General features: G+C 28.2%; 14 protein-coding genes and 1 riboswitch. Of the genes, 5 read left to right on the plus strand and 9 right to left on the minus strand.

Annotated features, from left to right (window positions below; genetic code table 11):
• Positions 1-96: 96 nt before the first annotated feature.
• Complete coding sequence (locus ACTG46_RS12705; protein ID WP_479922942.1) at positions 97-2,217, minus strand: DNA topoisomerase III; 2,121 nt, start codon at positions 2,215-2,217, stop codon at positions 97-99.
• Between the two features lie 428 nt (positions 2,218-2,645).
• A riboswitch (glycine riboswitch) is annotated at positions 2,646-2,734 on the plus strand.
• 189 nt (positions 2,735-2,923) lie between these two features.
• On the opposite strand from ACTG46_RS12705, the gene ACTG46_RS12710 reads away from it, so the two are divergent.
• On the plus strand, positions 2,924-4,291 hold the full coding sequence (locus tag ACTG46_RS12710; protein WP_054270830.1) for an alanine/glycine:cation symporter family protein: 1,368 nt from the start codon (positions 2,924-2,926) through the stop codon (positions 4,289-4,291).
• A gap of 150 nt (positions 4,292-4,441) precedes the next feature.
• On the opposite strand, the gene ACTG46_RS12715 is transcribed toward ACTG46_RS12710, so the two are convergent.
• The 7 genes from ACTG46_RS12715 to ACTG46_RS12745 form a co-directional block, all read right to left on the minus strand.
• Positions 4,442-5,089, minus strand: a complete 648-nt coding sequence (locus ACTG46_RS12715; protein WP_054270831.1) for a class II aldolase/adducin family protein — start codon at positions 5,087-5,089, stop codon at positions 4,442-4,444.
• Between the two features lie 17 nt (positions 5,090-5,106).
• On the minus strand, positions 5,107-5,793 hold the full coding sequence (gene araD, locus ACTG46_RS12720; protein WP_054270832.1) for an L-ribulose-5-phosphate 4-epimerase: 687 nt from the start codon (positions 5,791-5,793) through the stop codon (positions 5,107-5,109).
• 74 nt (positions 5,794-5,867) lie between these two features.
• Positions 5,868-6,926: a galactitol-1-phosphate 5-dehydrogenase gene (locus tag ACTG46_RS12725; RefSeq protein ID WP_479922943.1), complete on the minus strand. Its 1,059-nt coding sequence runs from the start codon at positions 6,924-6,926 to the stop codon at positions 5,868-5,870.
• 344 nt (positions 6,927-7,270) lie between these two features.
• Complete coding sequence (locus ACTG46_RS12730; RefSeq protein WP_054270834.1) at positions 7,271-8,677, minus strand: PTS galactitol transporter subunit IIC; 1,407 nt, start codon at positions 8,675-8,677, stop codon at positions 7,271-7,273.
• 95 nt (positions 8,678-8,772) lie between these two features.
• Complete coding sequence (locus ACTG46_RS12735) at positions 8,773-9,075, minus strand: PTS sugar transporter subunit IIB (protein WP_479922944.1); 303 nt, start codon at positions 9,073-9,075, stop codon at positions 8,773-8,775.
• 95 nt (positions 9,076-9,170) lie between these two features.
• Positions 9,171-9,617, minus strand: coding sequence for a PTS sugar transporter subunit IIA (locus ACTG46_RS12740; protein WP_054270836.1), 447 nt, complete (start codon positions 9,615-9,617; stop codon positions 9,171-9,173).
• 31 nt (positions 9,618-9,648) lie between these two features.
• On the minus strand, positions 9,649-12,552 hold the full coding sequence (locus ACTG46_RS12745; RefSeq protein WP_223153148.1) for a sigma 54-interacting transcriptional regulator: 2,904 nt from the start codon (positions 12,550-12,552) through the stop codon (positions 9,649-9,651).
• A gap of 477 nt (positions 12,553-13,029) precedes the next feature.
• Here ACTG46_RS12745 and ACTG46_RS12750 point away from each other — a divergent pair, with 477 nt between their 5' ends.
• From ACTG46_RS12750 to ACTG46_RS12765, 4 genes are all read left to right on the plus strand, one after another.
• Positions 13,030-13,446: a DUF3284 domain-containing protein gene (locus ACTG46_RS12750; protein WP_054270838.1), complete on the plus strand. Its 417-nt coding sequence runs from the start codon at positions 13,030-13,032 to the stop codon at positions 13,444-13,446.
• Positions 13,447-13,509: 63 nt separating this feature from the next.
• Positions 13,510-14,895, plus strand: a complete 1,386-nt coding sequence (locus ACTG46_RS12755; RefSeq protein ID WP_479922945.1) for an aminotransferase-like domain-containing protein — start codon at positions 13,510-13,512, stop codon at positions 14,893-14,895.
• A 265-nt stretch (positions 14,896-15,160) separates the two neighbouring features.
• Positions 15,161-15,862, plus strand: coding sequence for an AzlC family ABC transporter permease (locus ACTG46_RS12760; RefSeq protein ID WP_479922946.1), 702 nt, complete (start codon positions 15,161-15,163; stop codon positions 15,860-15,862).
• On the plus strand, positions 15,855-16,181 hold the full coding sequence (locus ACTG46_RS12765; RefSeq protein ID WP_054270841.1) for an AzlD domain-containing protein: 327 nt from the start codon (positions 15,855-15,857) through the stop codon (positions 16,179-16,181). The genes ACTG46_RS12760 and ACTG46_RS12765 overlap by 8 nt, the downstream gene beginning before the upstream one ends.
• A 187-nt stretch (positions 16,182-16,368) precedes the next feature.
• Here ACTG46_RS12765 and ACTG46_RS12770 read toward each other — a convergent pair whose 3' ends face one another.
• Positions 16,369-18,438: a HAMP domain-containing sensor histidine kinase gene (locus ACTG46_RS12770; RefSeq protein WP_479922947.1), complete on the minus strand. Its 2,070-nt coding sequence runs from the start codon at positions 18,436-18,438 to the stop codon at positions 16,369-16,371.
• Positions 18,439-18,516 lie beyond the last annotated feature (78 nt).

The raw sequence follows: 18,516 nt of genomic DNA on the forward strand, positions 1-18,516 counted from the left end.
CCCTACTTTCATGCCTAAATTATACACTATATTATATCAGTACATATAACTAATATATAGTTAAACTTCTAATTGTGTATAATAATAATTTAAAAACTATTTATTTTTCAATTTAGCTAGTGCTTCTGCAAATGGATTATTAAATGTTTCTTGAGTTTTGTTTTGATTTTTTAAGTATTGATTAACATCTTTTTTTGATGCCTTCTTTTTTTCCTCTTGCTTTCTTTTATTGAAAGATGACAATTTCTCTCTATATCCACAGCTACAAGTGAAAATTCTTCCTTCACCTTCTCCACGAAGTTCTAATTTCTTATGACAATTAGGGCATCTTGAATTAGTTACTTGTGATATAGTTTTTCTAGTATTACACTCTCTATCTTCACAAATCAGCATTTTACCTTTTTTACCATTTACCTCCAGCATGAATTTACCACACTCTGGACATCTATTTTTAGTTAAATTATCATGTTTAAATTTATTATCACTATTTTTCACTTCTAAGACAATGTCTTTTGAATAAGCTTTCATATCATTTATAAATGTGTTTTTATTAAGTTTTCCCTTTGAAATCTCCAATAATTTTTTTTCCCATGAAGCTGTAAGTTCTGGTGTTTTCAAATCTACTGGAACTAAATCCAATAATTGTCTCCCTTTTGATGTTATATATATATCTTTATTTTTCTTTTCCATCAAAAATGAATTGAACAATTTTTCTATTATATCTGCTCTTGTAGCAACTGTTCCAAGACCATTTTTTTCCATAGCTGTTAATAATGTGCCCTCATTTAAATATGGTGGTGGATTTGTTTTACCTGAAGTTACCTTTAATTCCTTAACTTTAAGTATGTCTTTTTCTAAAACATTTGGTATACTTTCATATTCATCTTCATCATCAATATCTTTATAGCTTTCCTTCCATCCTAAATTTATTACTTTATTTCCCTTTGCTTTGAATGTTTCTCCCTCTATACTTGCATTTATAGTTGTCTGCTCATATTCAAATGGAGGAGATAATACTGCTAAAAATCTTTTTACTACAAGATTATATATTTTTCGCTCTTTATCACTAAAATCACTCATAAATACCTTCTGCTCTGTTGGTATTATTGCATGATGGTCTGTCACCTTTGAATTATCAACAAAAGATTTATTAGCTATAATATTGCTTTTTAATAATTTGTTGCAAATCTTTGAATAATCACTAACATTTACAGCTTTTATCCTGTCTTTTAATGTCCCAACAATATCTGATGTTAAATATCTAGAATCGGTTCTAGGATAAGTAAGCACTTTATGATGCTCATATAACTTTTGCATTATAGATAATGTTTCTTTTGCTGAAAATCCAAACATTTTATTTGCATCTCTTTGCAACTCTGTTAAATCATATAGTGCAGGAGAATATTTTTTCTTATATGATTTACTTACCTCAGATATTTTTATATCTAAATTTTTCACCTTTTTTAATGTAGAATCTATCTTTTCTTTACTGAATGTTGAAGAATTGTTGTTCTTATCACTCCAAATAAATTTTATGTCTGAACTTCCCTTTGTAGCAATTAACTCCAATCCATAGTACTCTTTAGGTTTAAAATCTCTTATTTCTTCCTCTCTCTTTAGTAACATGGCAAGAGTAGGTGTTTGAACTCTTCCACAAGAAAGTTGCGCATTATACTTTGTTGTCAAAGCTCTAGTAGCATTTATTCCAATAATCCAATCAGCTTCTGCTCGTGCTATTGCTGAATAATATAAATTTTCATATTCTTTTCCACTTTTTAATTTTGCAAAACCTTCTTTTATTGCTTTATCTGTACTTGAAGAAATCCAAAGACGTTTTAAAGGCTTTTTTACTTGTGATTTTTCTATTATCCATCTTGCCACAAGTTCTCCTTCACGACCTGCATCTGTTGCTATAACTATTTCATCTATATCATTCCTATTCATTTGAGCCTTGACTGTATTAAATTGCTTTCCACTCTTTTTTATTACAACAGTCTTTAGATACTTAGGAAGAATTGGTAAGTCTTCTAAGTTCCATGATTTATATCTTTCTCCATAACTTTCAGGGTCTGCAAGTGTAACTAAATGACCTAATGCCCAAGTAACTACATACTTTGGCCCCTCTATATATCCATTTTTTTCATTTTTCAACCCCAAAACTTTTGCTATATCTCTTCCAACAGAAGGTTTTTCTGCTAGTACTAATATTTTTCCCATCTAAAAATACTTCCTTTCTCTATGTTCAATCTCATATTGCACTTAAAATCTAAATAAATAGAACTTTTCTTAATATCGTAACTATAATATTACCATAATTTAATGGTATCTAATTAATTATTTAAGATTTTCTTATTTTTTTATCTAAAACTTATTTTATACCTAATTTGTATACTTATTATAGCATCAAATTTCACGTATATTACTTATATTTTTAAGTTTATCATTCGTAATTAGACTTACATTTTTATATTTTCTTACTGTTTTTTAATTTTTTAGTTGACAAAACATAAAAACTTATATTAATATTATTAATACAATAAGCTATGACAAATCAATATCCGGTTAAGATTTTATAGAAGAGTTGCTATCTAGCACACCGAAGGAGTAACACTCTCAGGTACTTTTTAAAAGTAGGACTGTAAAATTTACGGAACTCTGGAGAGACCCATTATGGGCGCCGAAGGGGCAAGGCTTTTATGCTCAATCTCTCAGGCAAAAGGACAGGGATTATCTACCAAAATCAGTATTATTAATACTTTTATTTTGGTTGCTAATTAGTGTATATCCAGAGCTGAATCTTTTTTAGATTTAGCTTTTTTTATTACACTAGAAATTATTAATAAATTATACTTATTTCCTGTCAATTACTTCATTAAAAATTCTATTGATTATGCAAAGCAAAAAAAAATGAGGGAGTGTTTTTATGAATCTAATTGATATTTTGAACAAAGTTGATGCTTTTATTTGGGGACCACCCTTACTAGTACTACTTGTTGGTACTGGTATATTACTTACTGTTAAACTTGGAGTTATACAAATAACTAAACTTCCAAGAGCTCTTAAATTAATCTTCTCTGCTGAAAACAAAGGTAGTGGTGATGTTTCAAGTTTTGCAGCTTTATGTACTGCACTAGCTGCTACAGTTGGTACTGGTAATATTGTAGGTGTTGCTACAGCTATTAAGGCTGGTGGACCTGGTGCCCTTTTTTGGATGTGGATAGCAGCATTCTTTGGAATGGCTACTAAGTATTCAGAAGGTGTTCTTGCAATAAAATATAGAACTAAAGACAAAAATGGTCAAGTGTCTGGTGGACCTATGTATTACATAGTAAATGGTATGGGTGAAAAATGGAGACCTCTTGCAATATTTTTTGCTATAAGTGGTATATTAGTTGCACTTTTAGGAATAGGTACTTTCACTCAAGTAAATTCAATAACAGATGCAATAAATAGTAGTTTTGGTGTAGACCCTAGAATTACAGGTGTCATATTAGCAGTATTTGTAGCCTTAGTTGTGTTTGGAGGTCTCAAAAGTATCTCTAATGTAGCTACTAAAATAGTACCTTTTATGGCTGTTATATACATTGTAATCTGTGGTATTATTTTAATATCTTTCTGGAACAAGATACCAGAAACTTTTATGCTAATAATTAAAAGTGCTTTTACGACTACTGCTGCAACTGGTGGTTTCCTAGGAGCAACTATCTCACTAGCTATTAGAAATGGTATAGCTCGTGGTGTATTTTCAAATGAATCTGGTCTAGGTAGTGCTCCAATAGCTGCAGCTGCGGCTAAAACTGAATGGCCAGCGGAACAGGGTCTTATATCTATGACAGGTACTTTTATAGATACTATTATAATCTGTACACTTACTGGATTCTCTCTTGTTATTTCAGGAGTATGGTGTTCAGACCTTAATGGAGCTGTTATGACACAGGCAGCTTTTAATGGAGCAATTCCTACATTTGGACCAATATTACTTACAATTAGTTTGACATTATTTGCATTTACTACAATTTTAGGTTGGAGTTATTATGGAGAAAGATGTTTTGAGTTCCTATTTGGTGTAAAAGGCATGAATGGATATAGAACTGTATTTGTTGCCATGGTACTATTAGGTGCATTCTTAAAATTAGAAGTTGTTTGGATAATTGCTGATATTGTAAATGGACTTATGGCAATACCTAACCTAATAGCTTTACTTGCATTATCTCCTATAATAGTATCTGAAACTAAAAAATACTTTGAATATATAAATTCTCCAGAAAATCAGTTGAAAAATAATGCATAAATAAAAAATATAGAATTCCAAGTCAAATTCATACGACTCTGGAATTCTATATTCGTTTAAAAAAGTATACTAAATACATTTACAAAAATAATAATTCACATAAATAGTATATCTATATTTTAATTAATATCTTAATGTAATTTGTATAGATTAAAATTTTATTTCTTCTGGATATTTCCATGATTTAAATTCATCAACATCTACTGCTTCAGGTTCCTTAAATTGATTTAACACTAAAGACCTATAGTATATTTCTGCTACTTCTTCTACATACCTTGATTTTAATAATGCCTCTTCTAAATCATTACCCACAGTTGTTAATCCATGTCTTTCTAACAAACAAGCATCTGTATATAACAATAATTTTGAAACATTTTTAGCAAGTTTTAAAGTTCCTGGCCTTGCATATGGAGCAATATCCACATAACCGCCATAATTAACAGACTCATATACAATTGGTATAATGGGTTTCTTTGCTACCGAAAAAGATGTTGCATATATAGAGTGAGTGTGTGATATAGCATTCACATTTTCCCTTGTTTTATATATTTCAATATGCATCAATATCTCACTACTAGGCTTAATTCCCTTCTTAACTTCTATTACATTTCCATCTAAATCTAACACACAAATATGTTCTGTTTTTAATTCTCCTCTTCCTATACCAGAGGGTGTTATGAGAACATATCCAGTCTCTTTATCTCTAATACTAAAATTACCAGCCTTTTCTTTACATAAGCCATAATGTTCTGCTTTAATTGCTATCTCCACAATTTTAACCTTCAAAGACTCCAACATAATTTACCTCCAAATAATCATTTTTGACCATAGTATGCATCTTTTCCATGTTTTCTCGAAAAATGTTTATTCATAAGCACTTTATCCATAATGTTCTCAGGGCTCATTAATTCTGTATAATAAGCCATTTTTGCGACTTCTTCCAAAACTACTGCATTATGTACAGCTTCTTTCGCATTTTTGCCCCATGTAAAAGGTCCATGGTCATTCACAATTATTCCTGGACAATGAATTGGATTTTTTCCCATAAACTCTTCAACAATCACATTTCCAGTCTCCTTTTCATAATCATTACAAATTTCTTCTCGAACCATTTTTCTAGTGCATGGTATACTTCCGTAAAAATAATCTGCATGAGTAGTACCACATGCTGGTATAGATTTTCCTATTTGAGCCCAAATAGTTGCCCAACTTGAATGTGTATGCACTATTCCTCCTAATTCTTCAAACTCTTTATATAAAACTAGATGCGTTGGAGTATCTGAAGATGGCTTCAATTTACCATCAATTACATTGCCTTCTAAATCAACTACTACCATGTCTTCTACACTCATACTACTATACTCTACACCACTTGGTTTTATAACTACCAATCCTTTTTCTCTGTCTATACCACTCACATTTCCCCAAGTATAAGTAATTAGCCCTCTTGCAGGTAATTCTAAATTCGCTTTTAGTACCTCTTCCTTTAAACTTTCTAACATCTTTCTCCCCCCTACATTTTATTTAGAAAAATTACTCTTATTTTGTTTAATATCCAAATTTTATAATTTAATTATTATATTTCTACTAGGATTTTATTAAATTTAATCTCTTTCTTGCTCATTTTACTTAAAAAATCTCCTACCTCATTAAGCCCTATTTTGTGTGAAATCATTGGTGTAAAAACAATATCACCTTTTTCCATAAAATCCAAAGTTGCAGTCCATGCTCTTCCAGGATAAGGACTTGTATATGAATTCCAAGAACCTTTTAAAGTGAGTTCTCCACGCAATATACACTCAGTAGCTTCTACACTAAGCGGTAGTTCTGCATGTGATATTCCTACAAATACTATCTGCCCTCTTTTTTTCGCTATTAGTAAAGATTGTTCTTGTGTAAACCTACTACCAGCAGTTTCTATAACAATATCAGAACCACCATTGGTTATTTTTCTTATTTCTTCAATTACATTTACTTCTTTTGAATTCAAGGTATAATTTGCTCCTAGAGATTTAGAAATTTCTAATTTTTCATTAAAAATATCGATAGCTATAATTTTAGACGCTCCAAAAACCCTTGCCCATTGTATAGTAAATTGGCCTATTGGACCACAACCTAATACAACTACACTATCTCCTACTTTAATACCTGAATTTGAAATACCATGATAAGCTATAGTTGCTGGTTCAATTCCAGCAGCAGTTTCATAGTCCAATGTATCTGGAAGTTTTAAAATATGTTCTTCAGGAACTCTTACATATTCTGCCAATGCTCCATTTACTCTTGTTCCAATTATATTGTAATCATCACACAAACCAAAATTACCCTTTTTACAATGGTTACATTCTCTACAAGGTACTAATGGAGCAACTGTCACTCTATCTCCTACATTAATATTTTTTACTTTTTCTCCAACTTTAACAACTTCCCCAGAAAATTCATGTCCTAAAATTAATGGATATGCTGTATTTCCACTCAAACCACTTACCATAGACCTAGGTAAATCTGAACCACATATTCCAACATATTTTACATTTACAAGTACTTCTTTCTCTTTTATTTCTGGTATATCTACCATTTCATATCTAACATCACCTATATTGTATAATACTGATGCTCTCATTTTATCTGACATATAAATATCTCCTTTCATGCTATATACTTGTATATAGCAATATCTATGCCATACAAAAGATAAATAGTTTATTCATGCAAATACGTTATATACAAGGTATTTTGCCAATATGAGTTACATTTTATAAAATTAGACTACATTATTGTATAAACATAAAAGAGTATGTTTGTATAACAAGACACCTAAAAAACTGACTATACAATACAATAAATTATAAATATATACATTATAAAAAGGAGTCTATATTTCATTTAAATACTTATCAAATCTTATCAAATAATCTCTGATATTTATATAAAATCAACTATAAACTCCTTTAATTACTCTTTTTATCACTTATAACTTTAAACTGCTACAGACTCCTCTGCTACATTTTTAAGTGCTTGCTTTTCTAAATAATCAAGTATACTTGCTTTATTTTTTCTAAATAACGCCCATAAGATGAAGTAAATTACAATCGAAAGACCTATATAAATCGGATTTGCACTTAAAAACGCAAAGAAAACTAATCCCATCAAAGGTTTTCCTAATATATTGAAACTTGTTATTAGCATTGCTCCTGCTGGTATAGCAACTCCTATTCCTGTAGCCATATCTGTAAATAATGGTGCTGTAGATGTACAAATATATAATCCTAGTCCAAACCAAATTATACCTGAAACTAATACTTTTGGAATATTACCATTATGTATAGCAACTAAACCTTGCACCATGTATGGAATTGCCAATAAATCTACAACTGGTAATACCTTATTACCAGGAAGTATCATGGCTACTACAAGCATTATTGGAATTAAAATAAGACCTGATATTAGTGTTGCAGGTTCACCATATCCAACAGCATCATTTACTGCTATATACCACTCACGATTTCCAGCTTTTTGCATAATCTTCCTAGCAGCTTCTGTTATAGGTGCAAATGCTTGAGCAAACATACTTGCTACTTTAGGGAAAATTGCCATAACAGCACTCGTAGATATTCCTACCTTCATTATTTCTCCCCAAGCTTCCATAGTATTTATTCTTGTCATATTACCTAATATCCCAATAAACATACCTAGAAAAAGACCTAAAGTAATTGGTTCACCTAAGAAACCTAGTTTTTTCTCTAGTTCTTTAGGATTTAACTTAATTTTGTTTAATCCAAGTTTATTGTATATAGGGTCTGCAAACACTGCAAATACAGAGGCCTCAACGTTATGCATAGCTATTATTGTACAATTAGGATATCTATAGTAACTGGACCATCTCTTTGCAACTAATTCTGATATTAATAAACTATATAAGTTTAATAAAACCATACATCCTATACCTAAAGGGAAATTTCCTGTTACTCCTATGACCATAGCTCCCCATACCATATACGAATAATTATTCCACAAATCTGAAGGTTGAAATACGTCTGTCCATTTTACTAAAAATAAAATTGTTTGTAATAAAATTCCAAGGCCTAAATATATCATTCCTGCACTTGTTGAAAATGCGACCAATGATGTAGCTTGCCAACCAACATCAAAAACTGGTAGATTTACCCCTGTACTTTCAACCATTCTATTAATAACTGGTGTTATTATTGGTGTAAAAGAATTTAATATAAGTGTAAAACCTTGTAAAGCAACTCCTGCATAAACAGCAGAAAGAAATGATTTCTTTGTAGTCACTTTAAATATTTTTGCTATTATGAATATTATAATTGGAACTATAATTGCAGAACCAAATGTATCGATTATAGATTTCATAAATTCTAACATCTTTTATCCTCCTATTTATAAATATTTAATTGAATTTTCAGACTAATTATAGTATCTAAATCACAGATTTAAATACTATAATTTACACCTAGATATTACTTATTTATTCTCTCAATAACAGTTAATACTTCTTCAAAAAATGCCTCTTCACCTATTCCAGTTAAACAAGCAAATGCATTTATGGTAGGTATTCCATAATCACCTGTTTGAAGTGGACTAGTAAATGTTATAAAATCAAACCTTCCTGATTGTGCCAAATTTAGTGCTTCTGTTGGTCTAGCTTCTGTTGTTGTAATAGAAATTCCCTTATCTCCTAATACTTCTTTTAATTTACCTGCCACCATTGATGATGTAACTGTCCCTGAACCACAAACTGATAATACATTGAATTGTTTCATAATAATTTCCTCCTAATTTTATACTTTAAGTTTTTATTTTATATAAATTAAATTCATTTAAAAACAACACTTACTCTTGATTGTTTGGATTTTCACTATAACTCTATAAAATCCAATAATTGAGCTACTTCTTCTTTTGTTGACGCATTTTTTATATTTTTTAATAATTTTATATTTTGAAAAACTGACATTAAATCTTTTAATAATTTTACTTGTGAATCTGGATTCTTTACTGCTAATAAGAATACAAGTTCTACATCCAATCTATCTGTTGGGTCTATCATTGAATTAAACTTTACAGGATTTTTCAATATACCCACAGCTACATTAGATTCATTTATATGTTTTGAATCTGTATGCGGAATAGCAACACACATTTCACCAATATCAAGACCTGTTGGTAGTGTCTTTTCTCTTTCTAATACAGCACTTATGTATGTGTTTTTTACATATTCTTTTTCATACATTTTATTTCCTAATTCTTTAATAACACTTTCATAATCATTAGATTCTAAGCCTAATGATATTAAATCTACATTCATTACTTTGACTCCTCTCAATTTTTTGTTATGGCTACAGATGTTTAAATTTATCTAATATAATATTTTTGAAATCATTTTTATTAAAACACTGCTTAGCATTATTCATAAATTCTTCATCTTTTAATATTTCAAGAACATTTTTAACAATATCTTTATCATTAGTCTTAAAAACTGGCATAAATATAAAATTTACATTACCTACATTCCAGTCAATAGGATTCTTTAGTTTAACAAAAACAAACCTTGTACTATTTACAGTAGATGAATCTCCATGTGGAACACCTATGGCTCCTTTAGAATATGTTGGAAGCATTTCTTCTCTATGTAAAACAGAATCTAAGTAATCTTTTTCCACATATCCTTTATTTATAAGAATTGAACATATATACTCTAATAAATCCTTTTTAAAGTATATATTTGGTTCGAAAATAAATAAATCTTCATCAAGCATTCTTTCATACACTTTAATTTGTTTGTCTTCTTGTTTTCTTGAGTTTGATAAGTATATATCCAGGTTTTTGAAAAGTTCTTTATTATATGGGATAAAATTTATACCTGGTATCTTAGGATTTATTGTCCCAACAATAGCCAATATATTGTTTGTCTCCTTCAAATTTTCAATTTTACAAAATAAATTTTCATCTAACGCACTCATTTGATAACATTTAGTATTATTATACTTTTCTTCCAATGTTTCACTTATGTATTTGGCAGTTCCTTCTCCAGTAAGACACAAAGTTACAATTGCATTTGATTTATCCATATGTTTTTCCAATTCATAATTATATCCCATCCTATCTTTTAACAAAGAAAAAAATATTTCATCTAATTCTTCATCTCCCATAGAAACTTTCCTAGCTGCCTCTAATGCCATTAATAAATCCACTCTATCAATAGTTTTAGTATTTATATTAGTTCGCTTATTTACTATCTGACCTATGTTCGTAAGTGAACCAATATCTACCAAAAACAAAACTCCTTTTCCTTGGTCTATTATTTTTGATAATTCTACTGCCTTATTGTATATATTTATTGGTTTTTCATCTAAAGGCATGTCTATAGCTACAGGAAACTTTACTCCTAAAAGTTCTTTAACCACATTTACAGTCTCAGTAGCTATACGTCCATGAGAAATTATTATTAATCCTACTTTATCTTTTTTTACTTCATTTTTTAGAGCTGATTTTATATATAGTGTTATAAATCCAATCTCATCATCTGGAATCTTAATGCCAATTAATTCTTCTATTTTTATTGCAAAATTTTTACCAATTTCATATTCTTTTGAAAAATCACTTCTTATTTTTTCTAAATTTACGTTTATTATTTTTTGATTTAATTTAATTCTTTTTATAGCTTCTTCTAAGTGTATTGCCAGATATTTGAACATGTTTTTATTTACTTCTAAGCTAATATTTTTTTCAACTATATCATTCATAAGTTCTTTTACTAACTTGACTAAATCATCACTTACAAAACTATTTAAATCACTCATTGAAAAAAGCTCTTCATCACTATTAAGATTGAACTTTAAATCAGCAAATCTATTTAAAATAAAAGTCCATAAAATATTCTCTATATCTATATCTTCAATATCAAGGGATTTTAAATCATAATATTTTTTTTCAATTGTTTTGTATATATCTTCTGGTAACATATACTCGTCACTCAAAAAATTTCCTTTTACTGATGATTCATCTGAATTAAATGGCATAAATATAGCATTTTTTAAATATTTTCTTATTTCTGTGTATTCAACCTCTTGAAAAGCTGCATCTTTAAAAGAATCTTTAAGCTTTAGAACTTCATTTATATCTACTACTACTATTGACTCTTTATCTTCACCTTTGGAATTTATAAACTTCATAAAAGCTCTTGCACAAAGAACCTGAATCATATTTTGTAATTGCCCTATATTTCCACTAAATTTTTTTAGTGCAAGTATTTCAATTACATTTTTATCTACAAATATTTTTGCATTTATTCTATTACACTCTTGTTGAAAGATATTGTATATAAGGTCTATTTTCTCTTTTAGTAGTCTCTCATGTAATGGTGGTAAAGTTATTAGCATTGGTATTCTTCTTCTAAATGTCAATAATAAATTAGTTTCCACATTTTCAGTAGTAGCTCCAATTAACATAATACTTACTTTCCTTTCAGCATTAGTTTCACCTAATCTTCTAAACTTTCCTCTGTCTAATATAGAAAATAGTATTTCTTGACCTTTTGGAGGCAATCTGTGTATTTCATCTAAAAATAAAACTCCTTCATCAGCTTCCTCTACAAGACCTGGTGTATCGTATTCAGCACCTGTAAATGCACCTTTTTTATATCCAAATAACAAAGATAACAATAATTGTGGATTGTCACTATAATCAGCACAATTAAATACAACAAAATTTGAACTTTCTTTTATTACTTTTTTCTTCTTTGCAAACTCATACATATGCTTAGAAAATAAACTTTTACCAACTCCACTTTCTCCTACAATCAACGTGGGCAATCCTTTTGGAGGGTATAATATAGCTGACTTAGCCTGTTCCACTGCATTTTTAAGACTTCCCTTATTTCCTATTAGAGTTTCAAATGAATCTTCTGCTTCTTCTTTAGGTATCTCTACTACATTCATTTCCAAACTTTCATTAGGCAAAAGTTCCTCTACAACTCTTCTTGATATATTAAAACCTTCTGCCATCAATTCTCTTGTGATTTCTGATATAGAAATATTTTTATTCTTTTGTAATATAGATGAAATTGCTGACTTTAGATAAGGATATCTTCTTTGCCTTGAATTACTTATATTAAGCTCTTTTCTTAAATTAGTTATATTCTCTCTAGTTGTACTTAAAAACTTTGCTATCTGAACATCTGTTAATGGTTCTTTTTTATTTTCTGTATTTATGATGTTTACAAGTTTATCTCTCAACTCCATGCTTAATAACTCCTTTCTTGATAAATTATATAAGCAACTATCATGCCATACTTAATTTAATATTTTTTGCTATTCAAACCCTATAGGTAACTGGGTGTTATTGGTACTTATACAATTTGATAATCATTTACATTTTGTATATTTAGTAATTTACTAAATGTATTTACTATTTATAAATTTAAATAATTTAATCCTTTATTTGAATTATAATATAATAATATTTATAAATTTATAATTGAAAAACTTGTTTAATTAGATATAATAATACATATCTACTCAACAATAAAAACTATTATAAATTATGCTTTTAACACTTTCTGTTTTAAAATTTTACTTTTATATAATAGTATAAATACTTATACCATATGGTTTTGGATATACAAATGACTTTTACATGCTTTTATATGGCATATTATACTATTTTAACTTAAAAATTAATTTACGAGTATTAAATTTACATACAGAGAGGAAAACGATATGAATACATTTAAAGCTGAAATCTTATTAAAACATTCTGCAAAAGATATATTTAATATATTTACAAAATCTGCAAGATTAAATTTTCCTAATTTTAATGAAAAAAAAGCAGTGGGGACATTTGTACAACAGAAAAATAACAAAAGATTTAAGGTTGAAATAACTAATTTTGAAAAAAATAAAATATATGAGATAAAAACAAGCAATAACAGAGAAAGTATTATCACTAGGTATGAACTTATACATATTGATTTAAAAAATACAAAACTTATTTTCACTGAAAGTGAAAGTGAGAGAAATGTATTTGGAAAAATTAATTCAGTCCTTGTACGAATATTATTTGGAAAAAGACATCCAGAAGAATTTAATAAATTTATAAAGAACTTGGAAATAGAGTTAGAAAATAAGAATAATTAAAAATATGGCTTCATTGTTTTAGATAAAGATAGCAATTAAACTAATAATGAGAGGTGAAAATTTATGCCAATTAATTCTTTTGAAAATTATCATATGAGCTGGAAACCAAAGCGACCTTCAAAAGGACAAATATTATATAAAGCTCTTGCAGAACAGTTAGAAATAGACATCAATAATGGATTGTTGTTGCCAGGTACTAAATTACCACCACAACGTGAATTGGCAGATTTTTTAGATGTTAATGTCAGTACCATCTCTAGAGCTTTTAAAATTTGTGAAAAAAAAGGATTGGTAAGTGGAGTTACTGGAAGTGGGACTTTTGTATCTTATGATACACGCTCAAATTTATTCTTAATGTCGAGTGATAATAAAATTACATTTATTGAAATGGGTACAATGAATCCAGATTTCACATTAGAAGAAATGAATACCTTGTTTAAGCATATAATTAAAGAAATCGATTTTAAAACTATATTTCAGTATGGCCAAAGAGATGGTGCCAAGTGGCAAAAAGAAGCTATTGTTAAATTAATTTATAGAGCTGGACTTGAAACTACAGCAGATAGTCTACTTCCTGCAAGTGGTGGACAAAATGCAATTGTAGCCATTTTAGCAGGTTTATTTCAACATGGAGATAAAATAGGTGTAGACCCATTAACTTACCCTGGAATAAAGACTGCAGCTAAAATGCTTGGAATACAACTAGTTCCAATTAAACAAGAAAATATGGAAATTAGTGAAGAAGGTCTATTATATGCTTGTAAAAATGAAAATATTAAAGGTCTATACATAATACCAGATTATCAAAATCCAACTACACATATAATGTCACAAAATGGGCGAAAGATGATTGCAAATATTGCATCTAAATACAATCTAATTGTTATTGAAGATGCTATTCATAGCTTACTTAATGAAGAACATTTAAATCCAGTGGCTTCTTATATACCAAATCAGACAATCTATATTACGAGTTTATCAAAAATTATTGCACCTAGCTTACGTTTGGCCTATATCTCTACACCTAAACAGTATAGAGAAGCATTATCAAGTGCTTTATACAATATTAATTTATCTCAATCCTATTTTTTAACAGAAATTGCTTATCGTATGATTAGTTCAGGAGAAGCTGATAAATTAATCAATGCTCGTCGCAAATCTGCAAGGAGAAGAAACAAGATTATTAATCAGTATTTATCTGAATACAATCTTTTAGGACGTGACGAATGTATCTTTAGGTGGTTGATTCTGCCTGATGATATAATGGCAGAAGAATTTGAAATGGAAGCACTTAAAAAAGGTGTACAGGTTTATGCATCTGAGCGTTTTGCTGTTGGAAAGGAAAAACCTATTTCTGCAATAAGAATAGCCGTATGTGCTACAGAAAGTACAGAAGAACTTAAATCAGGTCTTACTGTACTGAAAAGATTATTGGATGAGAAAAGATAATTGTATTGCACACAATTTTTTAATTGTGTGTATTTTTTTTTGTTGTTACAATAAAATTACAACAGATAGTAATTAATTTATAGAGATTAATATAGATTATTACCAGTATATTGATTTTGATAGTATTTTTAAACTATCTTGATTTTATATGGTAGTTTACATATTAATCCAAATTCATTTTTAAGTATGATTGCAATTATACCACTAATCTATTTTACTGTTTTACTAATCTTTAATACATTAAAACAAAAGGAGTGATTTTATTATGGGAAAATCTCAAGAAATAAGAGAAAGTTTTATTGCTTCAATCCCAATATTTCTAGGTTATATACCTATAGGTATAGTAGGAGGAATACTATTACAAAAATCTGGTCTTTCACCTTTTCAAATAGCACTAATGGTAACACTAGTATTTGGAGGAAGTTCTCAATTTATTGCAGCTTCAATGATTTCTACTGGGGCAAGTATAACATCTATTGTTTTGACTACATTCATTGTTAATTTAAGACATTTTCTAATGAGCTCTAATTTAAATATGTGTATAAAAAATAAAAGTCCAAAATTTATATTACCATTTTGTCATACTATAACAGATGAAACTTTTGCAGTTAATTACGAAAAATTTACTACTGGAAATTGGTCTGATAAAAATGCACTTTATCTAAACTTCTTCTGTCTAATTTCATCAGTTTTAGCTAATTTTATTGGAGCATTTTTAGGAGAAAGTATATCTATAGATAGTTCTATTTCTGGTTTTATATTGACCTCTATGTTTATAGCTCTAATAGTTTCTCAGATAAAAAATAAAATTTATATTGTGGTATTTATATCATCAATTATTATTTCAGTTGTATTATATGCATTATTTAGAAATAATTTGGTGATAATAGTTACTTCAATTTTAGCATCTTTGATTGGTTTCTTCATAGAGGAATCTTACTATAAAAAGGAGGAGTCTTATGAATAATAATTATTACATACTTTGTATTATAATTGGAATGTATATTGTTACATATCTTCCAAGAGTTCTTCCTATGTTGATTTTCTCAAAAAAAGAAATGCCTGAACCTTTGAAAAAAATCATGAAATTTATACCTGTAGCAATACTTACTTCTTTAACTGCTAAAGATGTATTCTTTAATGATGATAATTTATATTTATCTATGACTAATCCTAAAATTATATCTTTTCTAGTTGTACTTCTTGTAGCTTATAGGTTTAAATCTATTGGGATTTCTATTGTTACAGGTGTGATATCTATATATTTATTTGGAATTATCCTATAATCTTTAGATAATAGTTTCTAAATTATATGTACAATTTTAATTTATTATCATCTTGATTTTAAATAAAAAACAGAGTAGTTTTAAACCACTCTGTTTTTTACATTTCAATCGTTACTAACAAGATTTTAATTTATTATGATAAAATTTATTATTCTTTATAAAAGTATGTGTGTATTTAAATATTATCTCAATCTACACTTGTTACTTCTTCTTCATATTTTTGAAACTCTAAATTTGCTTTAAATAAATCTCCATCTATTTCTATATAGAACTTTCCACCTTGTAAGTTCACTAAATCTCTTGCAATAGCAAGTCCTAATCCACTACCTTCAGTATTTCTTGATTCGTCTGCCCTTTTAAATCTTTCCATAATCTCACTTGGGTCAAAGTTTAATTCATAAGAAGATATATTTTTCATAGTTACTTTTAGATTTTTATCACAATCGTATACATCAATATATACTCTAGTTCCCTCTAAAGAATATTTAGCTATATTAGACAAAAGATTTTCAAATACTCTATACATTCTTCTTCCATCTGCCCATATATATACCTTATTATTTGGGACGTTTAATTTTATATCTAAATTACTTTTAGACAACTTCTCTTCAAGTTCACCTATACTTTGTCTTAATAGTTGCGCTAAATCAATTTTACTAATCTGTAATTCTATATTACCACTACTTACTTTACTAGCTTCAAATAAATCTTCTATTAATAATTTTAATCTTTTTGACTTTGATTCAAGCACATTTATATAGTCATTTATATAGTCTGGTTGTATAGATTCTTCTTTTTTAATCAAGTCTACATAATTTATTATAGAAGTAAGTGGAGTTTTCAAATCATGAGATACATTTGTTATAAGGTCAGACTTCATTCTTTCACTCTTTACTTGCTCTTCTATTGCTTTATCAAGACCTTCTCCAATATTATTTATATTTTCAGCTAAAGATGTAAAATTATCATTTCCTGCAATTTTTATCTTATAATCTAACTCTCCCTGTTTTATCTTTTCTGTACCTTCTATTACATAGCTAAGATAGGAAAGTCTTTTAGTTATATATATTGCAAATCCTAAAAATATCCATATAGAAACTAATAATCCAAAACTTGTACTTTGAGTGCTAATCGCCATGATTAAAACTAAAGATGCTATCACTATCATAATAACTTTTCTTGCTAAAGATACTTTTTTTATAGCGTTAATGACCTCCTTTACAGTCTTTATTAGCCATAAAATCACTCTTACTATAATACTTGACTTAAATATACATATTTTATTTTCTAAATAACTCAATTGAACATGTATAAAAAATATATTATTTGATACTACCAATAAGGATACAGAAACTAACATCATGACATAAATATCATAAGATACATCAAAAATATACATAATCAAAAACACGGTTGAAATAGATACCAATATTACATTAAATTCCATAGGTATCTTATTGTATATTAGTAAAAGTATGTTATTTCTTTTTAAAGCTTCACATTTTATTCTACTATATAAAATTATAGATAATAAACATATAATTGCTAAACTTAAACTAGCTACAAAAAATAATCTTACTTTTTCTGTAGCTTGTTTAAATACTTGAAAGTTAGTATATACTATTCCATCATCTACAGTGGGTTCTTTGGGAAAAGATGCATAGACCTCAAAAGCGTCTTCTTCTCCATTTAGTTCCATACTAACATTATTTAATTCAAATTTTTCTCCATTTATTTTTTTAGTATATGAGCTTCTTTCTCCATCATTTACTATTTCTATGTCACAATAGCCTTTAATGTTTTGCTTAAAACCCTCTAACGAACTATATTCTGTATTTGTATAAAATTCGCCTGAATTTATCTTTACAATATACATTTTTATATTTTTTAGAGAATTTAAATATTCAGAAGAAGCTCCTACCTTCTTCATGATTTTATTATAATCAGAAATGCTACTACTTGAATCTAGACTCTTACCTCTTGTGTAAAAATCTTCATAATTTATTTTTTCTTCACTACTTAACCCAATACCTATAGATAGCTTAAAATTGTATAATAAATTCAACATTGTCTCATCATCAAACAAATTACTGTCATAAAAATCATCAGATATATTAAAAATTCCATTATTTGTAGAAGTTTTTTGTATATTGTATTTAGGTTCAGCAAGTCCTATTGTTACCAACAATATAGTTAATGGAAATGAGATAGATATTATGATTAATGAGACTAACTTCAATGCTCTATATTTTTCCAACTTGTCCACCTCATCTACATTGTCAGTATTTTATATAATATAAAATTTAATACAAGCATAATTCCCATAGAATAAATT

Source organism: Clostridioides sp. LIBA-7678 (assembly GCF_056716065.1).

Bases quoted from the DNA above. Each gene is read 5' to 3' on its own strand.
- ACTG46_RS12705 (WP_479922942.1), bottom strand. From the start codon at position 2,217: ATGGGAAAAATATTAGTACTAGCAGAAAAACCTTCTGTTGGAAGAGAT.
- ACTG46_RS12710 (WP_054270830.1), top strand. From the start codon at position 2,924: ATGAATCTAATTGATATTTTGAACAAAGTTGATGCTTTTATTTGGGGA.
- ACTG46_RS12715 (WP_054270831.1), bottom strand. From the start codon at position 5,089: ATGTTGGAGTCTTTGAAGGTTAAAATTGTGGAGATAGCAATTAAAGCA.
- araD (WP_054270832.1), bottom strand. From the start codon at position 5,793: ATGTTAGAAAGTTTAAAGGAAGAGGTACTAAAAGCGAATTTAGAATTA.
- ACTG46_RS12725 (WP_479922943.1), bottom strand. From the start codon at position 6,926: ATGTCAGATAAAATGAGAGCATCAGTATTATACAATATAGGTGATGTT.
- ACTG46_RS12730 (WP_054270834.1), bottom strand. From the start codon at position 8,677: ATGTTAGAATTTATGAAATCTATAATCGATACATTTGGTTCTGCAATT.
- ACTG46_RS12735 (WP_479922944.1), bottom strand. From the start codon at position 9,075: ATGAAACAATTCAATGTATTATCAGTTTGTGGTTCAGGGACAGTTACA.
- ACTG46_RS12740 (WP_054270836.1), bottom strand. From the start codon at position 9,617: ATGAATGTAGATTTAATATCATTAGGCTTAGAATCTAATGATTATGAA.
- ACTG46_RS12745 (WP_223153148.1), bottom strand. From the start codon at position 12,552: ATGGAGTTGAGAGATAAACTTGTAAACATCATAAATACAGAAAATAAA.
- ACTG46_RS12750 (WP_054270838.1), top strand. From the start codon at position 13,030: ATGAATACATTTAAAGCTGAAATCTTATTAAAACATTCTGCAAAAGAT.
- ACTG46_RS12755 (WP_479922945.1), top strand. From the start codon at position 13,510: ATGCCAATTAATTCTTTTGAAAATTATCATATGAGCTGGAAACCAAAG.
- ACTG46_RS12760 (WP_479922946.1), top strand. From the start codon at position 15,161: ATGGGAAAATCTCAAGAAATAAGAGAAAGTTTTATTGCTTCAATCCCA.
- ACTG46_RS12765 (WP_054270841.1), top strand. From the start codon at position 15,855: ATGAATAATAATTATTACATACTTTGTATTATAATTGGAATGTATATT.